Below are 14,523 nucleotides of genomic sequence, written 5' to 3'. Positions count from 1 at the left end.
TCAGCGTCTCTTCAGGTAACCGCTGGTGGAGCTGCGGCGTTGAGGGGGTGCTGCGGGTCGCGGTTGGGCGACAGGTGCAGCAGGTGGCGGTGCGGGTAGCGACTGACGCGCCGCAACTGGTGCCGGTGCCGGTGTTTCGTCAGCGTCGACGCGCTCGCCTTGCACGGGCTTGACGCCCAACACATCGTCAAACAAACCGGACTGAGCCAGCGCCTGTCGCACCCGCTCCCAGTCGTGCTCCTGGTACCGGTTGATGCCGAGGTAATGCGCCATCGCCAGGCAATACACCATCAGGTCGAGCGCCTCGTTGCGCTCAGCCTTACCCTTGACCCACTCGATACGCTTGTAGCCTTTGACGTACCGGGCGACCTTGCGCTCAGCGACGCACTGGGCGAAGAACTCGTCCGGCAGGTCGTTGGCAAAGTGCAGCGAACCAGGGCCGTCCTCGAAGGCATAGCGGTTGTAGATCCAGTCCTTCGCGGTGTCGGTACCGACAAACCACAGCTCGGCGCCGCCTCGTTCGGTCTGGCCCTTCCAAGTCACGTCGACCATGGATGGCCGCTGAGCAATCACCGGCTTGCCAGGCTTGCTCGCACCCTTGATGGCGAAGATATTGCGCCAGCGCCGCACACGGCAGAACTGGTACACCTCGTCGGTGTGGTGACCGCCGGAGTCGACGCCCGTCGCCAGGATCGCCAAGCCGACACCGCATGGATGCCGGTATCGAACCTTGAGCTTTTCGTCCAACACCGCCCAGGTGCGTTCATCGGCAGGGTCGCCCCAGATCACCTGGTGGTCGACCACCCAACGCTCCATGCCGACGCCGAAGCCCATTACCATCAGTTCCAGGCGGTTGGCCTGGACGTCGACGGCGCCGGTCAGCATCAGCACGCCCACCGGCATGCTGCCGAGGGTGTAGGTCTCCAGCCGCGCCCGAGCGACCAGCACTTCTGCCTTGGTTTGCTCTTGCGCGCTGTCCCAGACCTTGGCGAGGCGGGTGTTGTAGAACACCTGCATCAGGCCCATGTCACCCTTGGCCTGGGCCTTCTTGGCGTCCTCGAACTCCTCGGCAAGCGACGGCCAGTCCTTCCAGCCAATCGGCGAATAGAGCGCGTTCAGGTGGAAACCCACCGTCTTGCCATCGCCGCTGCCGTGGGCACGCCACTCACCACGAGCGAGCATATCGGTCTTGTGATGCTCCTCGATCAGCACATCACATTCAGGCGCGTCGCACTGGTAGTGAGCCGTACTGTAGTCCTTGCTGTAGAGCAGCCTCTCCCACTCCAGCACCTGCATATGCCCGCAGGTGGGGCATGGCACGTAGTAGTAACGCTGGTCGCTGGACTCGAACAAGTCCGAGATCCGCGAGGCGCCCTTGATCGTCGGCGAGCTGGAGAAGTAAATCTTGGCGTTGCGGCCAAAGTTGGTAGCACGCGTTTCCGCCAGCACGATGGGGTCACCTTCCTGGCCGACGTCGTTCTCCCAGCGGTCAACCTCGTCGCCGTAGATGTAGCGTGCCGACAGCTCGGACAGGTTGGCCGCAGAGCCCGCAGTCGTGACGTACAAGGCGCCGCCCTCGAACTCCTTGGTGTCCATGGTGTTGCGGGCATCCCGCGAGCGGCTGGCCGCTACCCGCTGTGCCAGCTCCGGGGTTGCCTTGATCGTTTTGCTGATCCGCCCAGAAACGCGCTTGGACAGGCTCAGGCTGGGTAACAGCGCCAAGATGTTGGACGGTGCCATGTGGATCAGCCCGCCCATCCAGTTCAAGGCGATCTGCGTTTTCATCAACTGCGAAGCCACCATGGTGACCACTCGCCGGCAAGGGTGGGCCGGTGACAGGCAACGCATCGGCTCGCGGGCATACGGCGTCCGGTCGGTTCGGTACTGGCCCGGTTCAGGGGCGCCGGTATCACGCGGGATGCGCATGTATTCGTCGGCCCACTCGTCAATCCAGAGGTCTGGATCGGGTCGCAGACCACGGAAATACGCCTCACGGTACACACGGTCCCCGTCAGGAAATTCCGTGGTCATAGGTCAGCTCGCTGTCATTGCTCGTTCAAGGTCGGACGAGGACATGCGCTCAGCCTCTTCCAGTGATTTACGGAGTGTCGCCGTCAGGTGTTTTTCAATGTCCCAGGGGTCGGTCATCACTGCCAACTTGTGGGACAGCTGGGGCAGTAGGCCGAACAACTGGTCCCGCAGATGGCGACCGGCGTTGTAAGCACCCAGCTCGACGGCATCCCTAGCGACCAGGGAGCCCTGCGCCTTGTGCAGCTCGATCTCGGCCAGCTGCGCCAGGTTGTGTTCGCGCATGGCACGAGCCTTTTGGAAGTCGTGTCCCTTGGCGCCGACAGCAAAAGGCTGCTGCGGCGCAGCCGTGTTAGTCGGCTCGACCGAGGGGGACAGTTGACTGTAAACGTCACGCTGGATCCGGTCCTGTTGGTGGCGAGCAGCGACGGCGGCCTTGCTGGGGTCGGCGGTGTCGAGAATCAGCGCTTCAGTTGCCAGCACGTCCACCATCTTGCCGTCCGGCGACAGCACCAGGCGGTTGTTGCCTTTGAGCCAGGTGATGTAACTCGGCGTCCTGCCGATGCGAACCGCGAAAGCGCTTTTAGACAGGAACAGTGGATCCGTCATAAGCCCTCCTTTTCAACGGCTTTTCAATGGAAACCTTTCAATTTCAATGGATTGAATTTCAGTAAGCTGGCCGCCCATTCGCTAACGCTTTCCCGCGGGTTTCATGCCCCGTGTCCCTCGAATGCTGCCAGGGTCCCCGGCGACTTTTCGGCGCACCATTTTGACGCACTACGCTACAAGCCACGTATTACGTGGCCTCCAGCGCATCAAGCCTGACCACTACCCGAGGGCGGCACATCGCACACGCCCAACCGCTTGGCGGCCCAGCGTTCATACAGCCCGATGGCGACATCGGCACCAGCCATCGCGGTGAGACATCCGATGCTCCCCGCCGCCAGGACCGACATGCCCGAAGCGTGCAGCAACATCATGGTGGAAAGCCCGCAGACCACGCAGGCCCCGGACCGAAGGAGCAAGCGGCGAATCAAGGACCAGCCACTTACCCCCGCTTTGTCGGCCCGCCATGCTTCGCCGGATATGCCGCCGACCAGCGACAGCACGATCACCATCCATATCGGCATATCAATAAGCGCTTGCTGCTCGTTCGTCATCGCCCTACCCCATAAACGCAAAAACCCGGCGCAATGGCCGGGTTCAGTGTGGTGGTGTGTCCCGCTGCTAGCGGTCGCACCTATCGAAGATGGGTACTTTTTACAGGTGGATTCCGGTGGCAGCAAGGGAGTTTTAATGCCATGGCGCAATACGGGTGCAATACAGGTATGACGCGGGTGCAACGCAGGGACAACGCATTCAATCGGCTATCGCTTCTGATGCCCTGTCTTACTTGTCCCACTATTCTGGATCGAAGTAGGACAGCTACGGGCGCCTAAAAACGGGGCTCTGCCCTACTGTCCTACCTTTATTACTTTTCTCTTGTGTATAGAGAGAAAGTTAAAAGAACGCGTGCGCGCCATGGGCGCGACCCCGTGCCCGCTATGCTTATGTGTGCGTGGGGCGGGTAAAGGTTGGACAGTAGGACAGCCCAGCAACGGCGCGGCCTGCGCCTGTCCAACTGCGCCAAATGGCAGTCGGACAAAGCAGGACAGTAGGACAGAGGCACGAGGAGTGATGCCGAGGATCATGCAGCCTTCCCCATCAGCATGCCGGCGATGTGCAGGTGTGCCTCATGGAGCCGCTGGTAATAGGTATCCCGGCTGCATCCGCAGTGGGTGTACTTCTGCGACAGAAAGCTTTCGTGGTTGCAATAGTGCTCGCGTACGACAACCGACAGCTGGGGCGGCAAGTGCTTGTTGACGATCAGTTCGATGTCCGCCGATTCGTCCAGTAGCACCCGACTACCGCGAGTGCCGCGTATCAGCTCGCCCTTGCACTCCATCAGCATGGCAATCATGTTGCCGCCGCTTGGCCCGCCAACGTTTTCCGACTCAGGCGAATGCAGATCCTGCGCCCAGAGCTTGAGCATCTCATCGATTCGCTTAATCAAAGCAAGGCTCCTTCTCCACGGTCTGCTGCAATGCAGACCCGCGCCCCCAGGTCGCCGGCTTCTGATAGGACCAGGGGCGAACACCACTCTTGGCTAACGCCGGCATACGCTTCTTTCGCCAGCCCAGCCGATGCATGATGGCCCCGACCCGCATCTGTTCGGGTTTGCCCCAATGGCCGAAGTCCAGCTTCAGCGCTTGGCTCAGGATCTCGTTGCCGGTGGCGGTTTCGCCGATCTGCGACTCCTCCAACCAGGTCAGGATCGGGCCTTCCCATTCATCGACCACAAAGCGTTCGTCCTGGGCCTCGGTGAACATCCGGGTTTCATCCTTGGTCACCCACCAGATGTCGCCCGCCTCGAAGCAGAACAGCGCCTCAGCCCAAAGCTGGTCGCGGATCTCGCGCAGTTTCTCCAGATCGACCTTGTTACAGAACACTGGCCAGTAACGACGGTTGCCTGTGGCGTCCTTAAGGTATTCCTCTTGGTTGGTAGTACCCACGAACACACACTGGCGTGGCACGTCGTTCGTTCTGCGGCCGTAGCTCTCGCGGTAGGTGTCGGTGGACGCGGAAAAAAACTGCTTGGCCTTGGTGCTTTCAGCCTTGTTGAAGCTGTCCAACTCCCCCAGCTCGACTATCCACTTGCCACGAATCGCCTGAAAGCTGTCCTTGTCGCCGAGGGCAAAGGGTGTGTCCATAAACCACTCGCCGCCGAGGACGCCCATGGCAGTGGACTTGCCTTCACCCTGCCCGCCTTCGAGGATCATCACCGAGTCGGCCTTACAGCCCGGGCGCATCACACGGGCAACCGCCGATATCGGCCAACGCTTTCCGACCTTGGCCGAGTACTCCGTGGGCTGGACGCCCAACACGTCGGTCAGCCAGGTTTCCAGCCGGGGCACGCGGTCCCATTCCAGTTTCTCTAGGTACTCGCGCACCGGATGAAAGGAATGGTCGTGGGCAACTACGCTGACCGCCTCGATCACATGGGACGCCTTGACCCGCAGGTTGTACTGCTGCGCAAGCCACTTCATCACCCGCATGTCATCGATGTCGGCCCAATCGCCTGCACCGCCGCCAAAGGGCGCGGAACGCAGCTTGACGATCTTGGAGCTGAACACGCTGTAACCGATGACGCCGGCCCAGCGTTCGTCATTGCCCAGGATCAGTTCGACGTTTTGCATGTGCGCGATAAGGGAGCCGTTTTCGGTGCGGGCCAGTTGGTCCTTCCAACCACCAGCTGCTGGAGGCTTGACCACCGCCAGCACCTGGCGGCGGACAGCCTCCAATCCTTCGGCGATGTGCAGGTCGTTGAAATCAGTCCACTTGATTTCACGCTCGCCGGAGAAGACGGGGGCGACTATCTGGCCACCAACAATCAGTGCGGCGTTGCTGGCCTTCTCCTCACCGGGGTTCCAGGGATCCCCGCTGGGACGTTTGGTCTTCCAGTCGTCATCACGACAGATGATCAGCGGGCAGCCCGGGAAGCGCTCGCGCATGGCCTTGGAGACTGGCAACAGGTTACCCGCATCGAAGGCGATGGCGACCGTCAGCGAAGTCGCCATGTGCAGGCTGGCGCCCGTGGCGTAGCCCTCACACACCAGCACCGGCTCACCTGGTTCAGGGTGCGGGCCGATCAAGTGGAAGGCGCCTTCTTTCGACATACCGTAGGGCCAGTAGGCCTTGTCACGCCCGGTGTCCTCCTGCTTTGCCGGGAAGATCACCTGCAGGCCGACGATCTGGTCGCGCACGTTGCACATAGGCACCAAAAATGCGCCGGTACGTGGCGCATAGCGAACCTTGAAGCCGACGATCTGCTTTCGATCCAGGTAGGCGCTCTTTCCCTTCTCGGGCATGCGCTTGAACAAAGCCGCTGCACGGCTGGCCGCTCGACGTGAGGCATTCGCCGCGACCTCGGCAGCTTTACGCTTGGCCTCTTCCTGGCGAGCGCGCATGACTTCGCGCTCCTCAGGGCTCATACGCCCGGCCTTGACCTTGATCTTCTGAGACTCACCGGATCGCCAATCACCGAAGCTGCCGAAGATCAACGTTCCGTTTTTCTCGGTGACATGCTCGTGGACCACGTACCAGCCGTTTTTTTCCTTGCCCTTGTCCTGGGAGGTTTTGCAACGGGTCAGCTTGCCGAACACCAAGGGTTGATCAGGCTCCAAGCCGTAATCAGAGAATTGATTGAATACCTCATCGAGCATGGCGGGCCTTCCTGGCTTCGTCGATGGACTGGCAGGTAACACACTGGGTGCAACCAGGGATCGCAACACGGCGTGCTAACGGGATCGGCGTGTCGCAGCTTTCGCAGAACATGAACGAATGTGCAGCGGTGGCCGTTTTATTCGCATTGCGCGCTGCAAGGGCCTGATCCATCCGCTCTTGCACCAGGTCGTTGGCAAAATCGATAACGTCAGCCACGGTCAGTACCCCGCGTAGTTTGGTTTACGTATGTGGCCCGGTTGAGCATCCCCAACAGCCCCTGAATACCGCGAAACACCTGCAGGCGAATCTCGGCCAGTTCCTGATCGCTGACGACACCGTCGCCAATGCTTTTGGCCCACGTATCAGCCAAATCGGCCACCTGACGGAAGTACGAGGCGATACCCGTGGTGAGAGTCTCGGGCATGTCACTGGTATAGGTTTCAGCCAGCTCCTGCCATGTGGTATCACCGACCAAGGCATGCACCGCATCAAGAATGCGGCGGTCCTTGGTCAGTTCGAGGATCTCGCCGAACTCCTGGATGTTCACGGTGTGAGACGGATGGGTGGGAGACAGCTTGTGCTGCAGCGTGGTGGCATTACGGCCGGTGGTGGCGGCGATTGCGGCGGCACCGCCAGGATAGTCCCGTGCGGCGTGGTACAGGGCTAATTCGAGCGTCAGGACTTCCCTTTGCGCTCGATCAAGACAGCTTAAAGCTATTCGGCTCATGGCATTATTCCTACAAGGTTGCCAGTGCCCCGCGACATGCAGTGGTGGTACATTTGCCGCGTGGCTTGAAAGGGCCCAAAACGCCGGCTAGATCTAGGGATCGAACCGGTACCGTGCCGAGGCGAACAATCCGTTGCTCACCTCTGGCGCAACAGCTGCCCAATCTGTGGTGGAAAAGGCAGCAACCCAAGACATCCGTGTCTTGGTAGCGCGGTAAAGAGAGGTGGTTTGCATGTGGTGTGCCCGCAACTCTTAATCGCGACCCGACAGCACTGTGGTGGTGTGTGCCGGGAGGAACTGGGCGGCCCTTGGGTCGCCTTTTTTCTATCTACGCTGCAGCTTTCTGCGGGGCAGATGCGTTCAGCAACCAGGCAGCGTCGAACGCGTTACCTTTCTGCTCTGCAGCGGCAGCTAAACGTTTTGCGTAGTGCGTTTCGCCGGTGTAATCGGTACGTGGAAGGCTGGCAGCTAAGCGCCATTTGTTCAGCGCCTGATAACTCCTTTCACACACCTTGGAAGCGGCTCCGATGCCGCCGACTGCTTCAAAAGCAAACGCAATGGCGTTCGGAAAATCTGAGGGGTTCAGCATGGCAACCTCCAATAATCAACTCGAGGTTGATATTAACATCAACTGACTATTGCGCAACCCCTGTGAGAGTATCAATCCATGGTTGATAAGAACGAGTTACGGGCAGCTTTTACGGCGCGCCTACATGAAGCGCTTGACGATGCCGGTGTACGCACCCGGGGACGTGGAGCGGATATTCATAAGTACTTAAAAAGTGTTGGAGTGAATAAAAGCCCACAAGCAGTCAGTAAGTGGCTGAACGGAGATGCCCTCGCGGAAGCTGACAGCATGGTTGCACTGTGCTCGTGGCTGAAGGTCCGAAGAGAGTGGCTAGAGTACGGGGTGCTGCCTAAGGAGCACACGGGCGAATCGAACGTTCATCACCTTTCAAACGGTAACGATAGCAACATTCGCAAGATTACTAAGCGCTTTGGAAAGGTCCCGTTAATTTCGTGGGTGCAAGCCGGGGCGTGGTGTGAGGCAAATTTTGAGCAACACGATGGCGAGACATGGTTATCCTGCCCTGTGGCGATTAGTGAAAGCGGATATGCGCTAAAGGTACTGGGAGACTCAATGACGAATCCTGGGCCAGGTCGTAGCTATCCAACCGGCTGCATTATTTTTGTTGATCCTGAAGCAGAAACGAAGACTGGTGACCGTGTAATAGCAAGAGTTCCTCGAACAAATGAAGCTACGTTCAAAGTCCTAGTCGAAGATGCTGGCCGTCAATTTTTGAAGCCTATTAACCCGCAATATCCAATCATTGACATCACTGAAGAAACTCATATCTGCGGCAAAGTAGTTGGTTCCTTTATACCTGAATAGATAATTAAAAAGGCACGATAAGACGATCAATCAAAGTTAAAATTCGAAAGCATCTCAATACGGCTCAAAAGCTCAACAAGCGGTACACTCCCACCCATCCGATTCATATTCTGTATTAATTCTAATACTCTCCGAGAATGCTCAAGTTTTTCTGGTGCTACCATATTAGAATTAACAATACCCTTAAGCAACATAACATGATTTTCCGACCATGATCTGGCGCCTCGCATTTTCCCTGAAACGATAACTGCCTCTAAATACTGCCTCGTCCAAACGGACTGATCATCACCGCCTGGAAACACCTTATCTATCAATGATAATAGTTCTTTTCCGTCAGCCTCCTGACGGGAAAACTCAGAATAAATTTTAGGATAATTATCTTTAACAGATAACAGAAAGACCATGAATTCTGGGAAAAAATATTGATTATTCGCAACAGTCAAAGAGATTAATTTTATTTTTGAAAATAGTTGCTCAATACTTCTCAGAGACATCCCACTACAAACCACTTTCAATGAATTTAGCAAACTTTCTCTATCGTAAACTGTTTCACCTGCAGTTCTACCGCCAAAATATTCGTCAAGCTCAAAATGGTCAAACAAATGATTAATGAAAAACTCAGTACCGGTAGACGGCAAAGAAAACTCTATATCAATAAATCGTCTGAGATACCCAAGCGCATCAAAATCAGCTCCATATACAGCCTTCACACTGTGCGCCAACTGGACTTTATCAAGAGCCAACACAAAAACCAGGCCCTCGATGTCTAATAGATGTTTAACACGTTCTAATAATTCGATCGCATAGGTAGGCCGGCATCGATCAAGCTCATCGACAAATATATAAAGCTTTTCTACTCCCCCATCTGCCGCTCTTAAAACCTCGGAAACATTTTTCTTAAATTCCGAAATGGCTTCTTTATTTTTTGAATACGCGTCAATAACATCTTTAGATAAAGACTCAGTGACCTTACCAACCTCGTCCTCAACTAGCTTATCTGCATCTATCAACCCCGCCGTAGCAAGTTTCACACCAACAGGGATGCTTCTACGCATTATATGTACGCCAGCTGCCTTTACTTTCCTCCATGCTTTGAGCTTCTTAGAATCCCCAACCAGAAATCTCGAAAGACTGGAATTCATTTCTCCGAGAAAAGCTAGGAGAGGATCTACGGCGAAGTCCGTCTCCCAAGCACTAAAATAAATAGACTTACTATTTTCAGCAATCAAGCTTGCATGTAACATTTTCAAATATGTCGTTTTACCAGCTCCCCACGGCGCATTAACGGAGAACACTAATGGCGAAGAGACATTTCTTAGTAACAAGGTTAAGTTTTTAACGCTATTAATTCGCTGAAGCTTATCATTCAGAAAAATATTATCGTGTGGAATTTCAAGATTTTTGTTTTTAAGCCTCATAATGAACTCCCTGTAATTATTTAAATTCGCATGTGTGCGACGATTAAGTATTGACCGAAAAAATAACCATATCACTCCGGTACAGGAAATATCTACACCAAGATAGCCAATAGCCATAATTCAGCCAGCGGTTGACTTTTAACAACCGCTGGTTGATATTTGCTTCACTCTTCCACCACAGAGCGAGGCAACACCATGCACACCACAGCCACCCTGCACGTCCACCCGGCCGCTGCTAACCCCTCCCGCATCTTCGAAATCCGCCGCCTGGCGCAAGACTGCGGCTGCTCCTTCATCATATCCAAACCCAAGCTGAAACCGCGCACCCCACCTACTCCGTTCGATCCCAACGGCGGGGGGCACGCGGCATGAGCAAGTTCAAACTCGACAACCGCACGCTGACCCTGCTCAAGGCTCAGGTCAATCTGACCGAAACCTTCAACCATTTCCTGCGCGCCGAGACTCAGCGAGAGTCCCTAGCTTTTCGCCTGAAAGTCGAACGCCGCAAAACCGACACGTACTTCGCTGTTGAACTAGGAAGCGAACGCCACACGCTGACCCTAACCAACAGCAAGAAGATGCACCTCAAGCTTGCGGACTTCATTGAAGAGATTGTCAACGGACCAACCACCTCTACTGGCCCATCGTCTCTGCCGCACGCAGACCGCCTCTATGGCGTGTTTGAGATTGAACATAAGCAGCAGGTGTTCGACCTGGTGCAAACCGGCGGCGTTATCAGTCTCGATATGGGCTTTGAGCAACCGATCAACCTGGCAATCCATCGCAACAAAACCCGCTCTGGCATCACCACCATCTTGAGCATCGGAGTCAGAAAGCCGCGCACCAAATGCTTCACGGTTTACGGGAGCGACGTGGAGATCTACTCCATGGTCGCCGAATCCATCACCCACCTGGCCGCCGTGGCAACACCCGCCGCGCATGCTGCCTAGGGAGTCCGATATGGAACGTAGCCTGGAAAAAGCCGCCAAGTACTTCGGCATGACACGCACCAAGCTGATTGCGCTCATGCGTGAACAGGGCTTGATCAACGACCGCAACCTGCCGTCCTTCCCCGTCCGTGACCGTGAGTACCTGCGGATCAAGAACGGCAGCTGGTACCACGAGACTGCCGGCATGCAATACAGCCAATCGACCAAGGTCCAGCAAGCCGGCATGCCCTGGCTCGCCGAGCAACTGGGGCTCGAACTGCCAGCCATCCCGGCAGACAACCGTGACGCGGCCTAGGGAGTACGCCCGCCAGATCGTCGCCATGAGCACACGCGAGGAGCGCAACGCCGCGCTCCTCGAAGTGCCGGAGCATCTGCGGGAGCTGACCAAGCGCCATTGCCTTAATGCCTGGAACCATCCATCACGAAACAAACGCAAGGAGGCCGAGGCCCATGAGCAACACCAGTCAAACACCGCTGCGGCTACAACCCGCGCCGGATAGCGCGACCGTCGAGATGCTGCATGAACTCTTCGGCGACGTGCTTATCCCCCTGGAAAAGCTGCGCACGCACTACTTTAAGAACCTCAATGAAAAGACCTTCATTGAGGCGATCAACGCCGGTCGTATCCAACTGCCGGTGACCACATTGGACAAAAGCGCCAAGGCATTGAGGTACGCCCACATCAAGCACGTAGCCGCCCTGATCGACATCCGCGCTTACCGAGCAGATGAAGACATGCCGCGTCCAGAAACCGACTCAACCGAACACGGCCAATAACCCCAACGGCTGCCACCACCAGCCAACAACACCAGGAGCACACCACATGACTGCAATTCAAATATACGCACTGATCAGTATCGTTATCGCGCTTGGGATCCTCTACTGGGTCGGCTACAAAGGAGGTTTAACGGATGGTCGAGCTGAGGGCTATAACGATGGCCGCGCTCAGGGTTTCACGGAAGGGATGGACGAGGGCGAATCAGCAAGCTCTACCGAGCTTGAGCAAGTCACCGAACGATGCCGACGTCTGCAACTTATCTTGGATCTTCAGCCACAAGATCGACTCACCCTATTAGCCATCGCCGAAAAGCTCAAGCTTGCCGCTGACACCTTCCGAGCCGTGAGATCCGAGAGCCAGGCAACGCAAGCGCTTGCCTTGCGTGACAAGGCTCTGAGCATGGCTGACCTGATGGATCCATTCATGCTGGAGGATGCAGCATGACTTTCATCCTCACCCACACAGGCAAGCGCTTCGACCTGTTCGAACCCGACACAGAGATGATCGACCCGAGGGACATCTCGCACTCTTTGGCCCATCTGTGCCGCTTCAACGGCCACACCCGCGAATTCTACAGCGTGGCGCAACACAGCTGCATCGTCGCCGAGCTGGTGCCGGATGAACACAAGTTGGCAGCCCTCCTCCACGATGCGACCGAGGCGTACCTGGGCGATATGACCCGGCCACTCAAACAGTGGATGCCCGACTACCGAGGATTTGAGGACGTCGTATGGGGGCGTGTCTGTGAGCGCTTCGACCTGGCCTTCGATCTACCCGCATGCATACACCAGGCTGACCTGATTGCGCTGGCCACTGAGCGCCGTGACCTCATGCCAACCGATCCGGCTATCTGGGATTGCTTGGTCGGCATCGAACCCATGGTTGAAACCATCCGCGCATGGCCTGCAGTAGAAGCCCGTAACACCTACCACCAGCGCCTGATGGACCAACTCGCTATCAAACACCGGAGGAAAGCGGCATGAAGAACCACCAGAACAACAACAGCGCCCCACCCGCTTTGCTCCGCACTTCCGTGAGTGTCGACACGCTGGAAACAAACAGTCTCTGCTGCGCAGCAGCAGGCAATATTGCCTCTTCCAGCACCACCACCGAAGCACTTATACCCCACGAAAAGCTGCGCGGGGCAGCGCTCGCTGATGCAACGCTAAACGCTCAGGAACGCCCGCTCGCGCAGCCTGCCGTGGGGTATACGCATGCTCCTGCCACTATCGAGTTGCCCCCTAAGGAGAACACACGCCGAAGTTATGGGCCGACAGACCTGATCGGGAGAGCCGCATGATGGAATTCCAAAGCGAAACCCTCGCCGACGAAGAGTTGGCGACCATCACCGGATATCAGATCCCGTCCAAACAAATTCTATGGCTGACCGAAAATCGCTGGGAGTTTGTTCTGACAGGCGCTCGCCGCCCAATAGTGGGTCGGGTTTACGCCCGGCTGAAACTCGCGGGCGTCAAACCTTCAGGGGTCAACGCCGTAACTGAAACCTGGTCGCTCGACCTAGCGAACGTGAGCTGACGATGCGCCAGAAAAGCATAGCCAATCGCGACCTTCCGCCTCGAATGATACGGCGCACCCGCAAGCGTAAAAGCGGCGCCGTGTGGACCTCGTTCTACTACAACGGCAGGGATGCGGACGGCAACCGAAAAGAAATACCGCTGGGCAGTGATCTGGACGCGGCGAAGGTCGAGTGGGCTCGACTGGAACGCCGCGAACCACTAAAGCCCAATCATCTAATGGGTGCGCTGTTCGACAAGTACGAAAAAAAGATCATCCCGACCAAATCAATACGGACACAGTCCGACAACCGCAAGGAACTGAAACAGCTGCGGAAGGCATTTGAAAACGCGCCTCTGGACTCAATCACTCCGCAGGTGGTTGCCCAGTATCGAGATGCCAGAACCGCCAAGGTCAGGGCCAACCGAGAAATCGCGCTGTTGTCACACATGTTCACGATCGCGCGCGAGTGGGGACTGACCAACAATGCCAACCCTTGCTTCGGCGTACGCCGAAACAAGGAAAAACCGCGGGACTACTATGCCGGCGAAGTGGTTTGGAATGCGGTATATGGAGAGGCAGTGCAGGAACTAAAGGATGCCATGGACCTTGCCTACCTGACCGGCCAGCGCCCTGCGGATGTGCTGAAGGTGGCAACTACCGATCTGGCCAACGGTTTCGTAGGGGTTCGCCAGGGCAAGGGCGGCAAACTTCTGCGTATTCGCCTGGACGATGCCGGCGAACAATCAGCGCTTAGTCTATTCCTAGACAACCTGCTCGAGCGCAGATCGTTAAACGGAATTAAGACCTCAACGCTTATTACGAACGCGTCCGGCCTTCGGATGAGCCAGCAGATGCTACGCAACCGCTGGGATGAAGCCCGTGAGAAAGCAGCCATCAAGGCCGGTGCCGACGGCGATCCCGCCCTGGCTGTACTAATTCGCCAGTTTCAGTTCAAAGACATCCGGCCCAAAGCCGCCAGCGAGATAGAACTTGCGCATGCAAGTCGGCTGCTCGGCCACTCCACTGAGGAGATGACAAAGAAGGTCTATCGGCGTGTCGGTGAGATCGTTAACCCCACGAAGTAACAGGCCAACCTCCCCTCACCCGGCGCTGTTCTCCCCCCTCATTGCGATTAAAAACGCGTAGGGTTGCGGAACACATCCCAATAGTTGCGGAACACTTCTCAAATCACAGGCAATAAAAAACCCCGTAGATCATTGATCTACGGGGTTTTAAGAGTGGAGGCCGAGGTCGGAATCGAACCGGCGTAGGCGGATTTGCAATCCGCTGCATAACCATTTTGCTACTCGGCCTCAAACGATCAATGCCTTACAACCGACATTCACCGCATACAAACTTGAGTGGGCTATGTGAAGCTTGCCTCTACTCTATCTCATTGAAAACATTGAAGTTTTTAATGCTTCAGTGCGTTCGATGGGCGCAATTAT

General features: G+C 56.5%; 17 protein-coding genes and 1 tRNA gene. 8 read left to right on the top strand and 10 right to left on the bottom strand.

All coding sequences use genetic code 11. The features are described 5' to 3' along the window. The 8 genes from AU074_RS05885 to AU074_RS05850 all read right to left on the bottom strand — a co-directional run bounded on the left by AU074_RS05885 (position 1) and on the right by AU074_RS05850 (position 7,607). Complete coding sequence (locus tag AU074_RS05885; protein ID WP_076013920.1) at positions 1-2,031, bottom strand: phage terminase large subunit family protein; 2,031 nt, start codon at positions 2,029-2,031, stop codon at positions 1-3. Positions 2,032-2,034: 3 nt separating this feature from the next. After that, positions 2,035-2,637, bottom strand: coding sequence for a terminase small subunit (locus AU074_RS05880; protein ID WP_076013919.1), 603 nt, complete (start codon positions 2,635-2,637; stop codon positions 2,035-2,037). 206 nt (positions 2,638-2,843) lie between these two features. Next, a complete protein-coding gene (locus tag AU074_RS05875; protein WP_043046669.1) occupies positions 2,844-3,188 on the bottom strand; it encodes a phage holin family protein in 345 nt (114 codons plus the stop codon). 527 nt (positions 3,189-3,715) lie between these two features. Then, positions 3,716-4,081 carry a hypothetical protein gene (locus AU074_RS05870; RefSeq protein WP_076013918.1) on the bottom strand — a complete coding sequence of 122 codons (366 nt, stop codon included), beginning with the start codon at positions 4,079-4,081 and terminating at the stop codon, positions 3,716-3,718. Next, positions 4,074-6,290, bottom strand: coding sequence for a VapE domain-containing protein (locus tag AU074_RS05865; RefSeq protein WP_076013917.1), 2,217 nt, complete (start codon positions 6,288-6,290; stop codon positions 4,074-4,076). Before AU074_RS05865 ends, AU074_RS05870 begins: the two co-directional genes overlap by 8 nt. Next, positions 6,280-6,507, bottom strand: coding sequence for a TraR/DksA family transcriptional regulator (locus AU074_RS05860; RefSeq protein WP_073453750.1), 228 nt, complete (start codon positions 6,505-6,507; stop codon positions 6,280-6,282). Before AU074_RS05860 ends, AU074_RS05865 begins: the two co-directional genes overlap by 11 nt. Beyond that, positions 6,500-7,018, bottom strand: coding sequence for a phage regulatory CII family protein (locus AU074_RS05855; RefSeq protein ID WP_076013916.1), 519 nt, complete (start codon positions 7,016-7,018; stop codon positions 6,500-6,502). The genes AU074_RS05860 and AU074_RS05855 overlap by 8 nt, the downstream gene beginning before the upstream one ends. Positions 7,019-7,346: 328 nt before the next feature. After that, a complete protein-coding gene (locus AU074_RS05850; RefSeq protein WP_076013915.1) occupies positions 7,347-7,607 on the bottom strand; it encodes a hypothetical protein in 261 nt (86 codons plus the stop codon). Positions 7,608-7,685: 78 nt separating this feature from the next. Between AU074_RS05850 and AU074_RS05845 the strand changes: the two genes are divergently transcribed. Then, complete coding sequence (locus AU074_RS05845; protein WP_076013914.1) at positions 7,686-8,411, top strand: LexA family transcriptional regulator; 726 nt, start codon at positions 7,686-7,688, stop codon at positions 8,409-8,411. 26 nt (positions 8,412-8,437) lie between these two features. On the opposite strand, the gene AU074_RS05840 is transcribed toward AU074_RS05845, so the two are convergent. Beyond that, the gene (locus AU074_RS05840; protein ID WP_076013913.1) at positions 8,438-9,829 is read right to left on the bottom strand and encodes a P-loop NTPase fold protein; all 1,392 of its coding nucleotides are present in this window, start codon (positions 9,827-9,829) and stop codon (positions 8,438-8,440) included. Between the two features lie 368 nt (positions 9,830-10,197). On the opposite strand from AU074_RS05840, the gene AU074_RS05835 reads away from it, so the two are divergent. The 7 genes from AU074_RS05835 to AU074_RS05800 all read left to right on the top strand — a co-directional run bounded on the left by AU074_RS05835 (position 10,198) and on the right by AU074_RS05800 (position 14,160). Beyond that, a complete protein-coding gene (locus AU074_RS05835) occupies positions 10,198-10,779 on the top strand; it encodes a hypothetical protein (protein WP_076013912.1) in 582 nt (193 codons plus the stop codon). Positions 10,780-10,789: 10 nt separating this feature from the next. Continuing rightward, positions 10,790-11,074: a phage antirepressor KilAC domain-containing protein gene (locus AU074_RS05830; RefSeq protein ID WP_076013911.1), complete on the top strand. Its 285-nt coding sequence runs from the start codon at positions 10,790-10,792 to the stop codon at positions 11,072-11,074. A gap of 155 nt (positions 11,075-11,229) precedes the next feature. Continuing rightward, positions 11,230-11,556, top strand: a complete 327-nt coding sequence (locus AU074_RS05825) for a pyocin activator PrtN family protein (protein WP_076013910.1) — start codon at positions 11,230-11,232, stop codon at positions 11,554-11,556. 46 nt (positions 11,557-11,602) lie between these two features. Then, positions 11,603-12,001, top strand: a complete 399-nt coding sequence (locus AU074_RS05820) for a hypothetical protein (RefSeq protein WP_076013909.1) — start codon at positions 11,603-11,605, stop codon at positions 11,999-12,001. Beyond that, positions 11,998-12,540: a phosphohydrolase gene (locus AU074_RS05815; RefSeq protein ID WP_076013908.1), complete on the top strand. Its 543-nt coding sequence runs from the start codon at positions 11,998-12,000 to the stop codon at positions 12,538-12,540. Before AU074_RS05820 ends, AU074_RS05815 begins: the two co-directional genes overlap by 4 nt. A gap of 316 nt (positions 12,541-12,856) precedes the next feature. Continuing rightward, positions 12,857-13,093, top strand: a complete 237-nt coding sequence (locus AU074_RS05805) for a DUF4224 domain-containing protein (protein ID WP_003207583.1) — start codon at positions 12,857-12,859, stop codon at positions 13,091-13,093. Positions 13,094-13,095: 2 nt separating this feature from the next. Continuing rightward, on the top strand, positions 13,096-14,160 hold the full coding sequence (locus tag AU074_RS05800) for a tyrosine-type recombinase/integrase (RefSeq protein WP_076013906.1): 1,065 nt from the start codon (positions 13,096-13,098) through the stop codon (positions 14,158-14,160). A 154-nt stretch (positions 14,161-14,314) separates the two neighbouring features. Here the strand turns inward: AU074_RS05800 and AU074_RS05795 are convergent. Next, positions 14,315-14,388, bottom strand: a tRNA-Cys gene (locus tag AU074_RS05795). Positions 14,389-14,523 lie beyond the last annotated feature (135 nt).

This window comes from Pseudomonas sp. ATCC PTA-122608 (assembly GCF_001952855.1).
Taxonomy (GTDB): Bacteria; Pseudomonadota; Gammaproteobacteria; order Pseudomonadales; family Pseudomonadaceae; genus Aquipseudomonas.
This window is presented reverse-complemented; position numbering and strand designations above follow the sequence as displayed.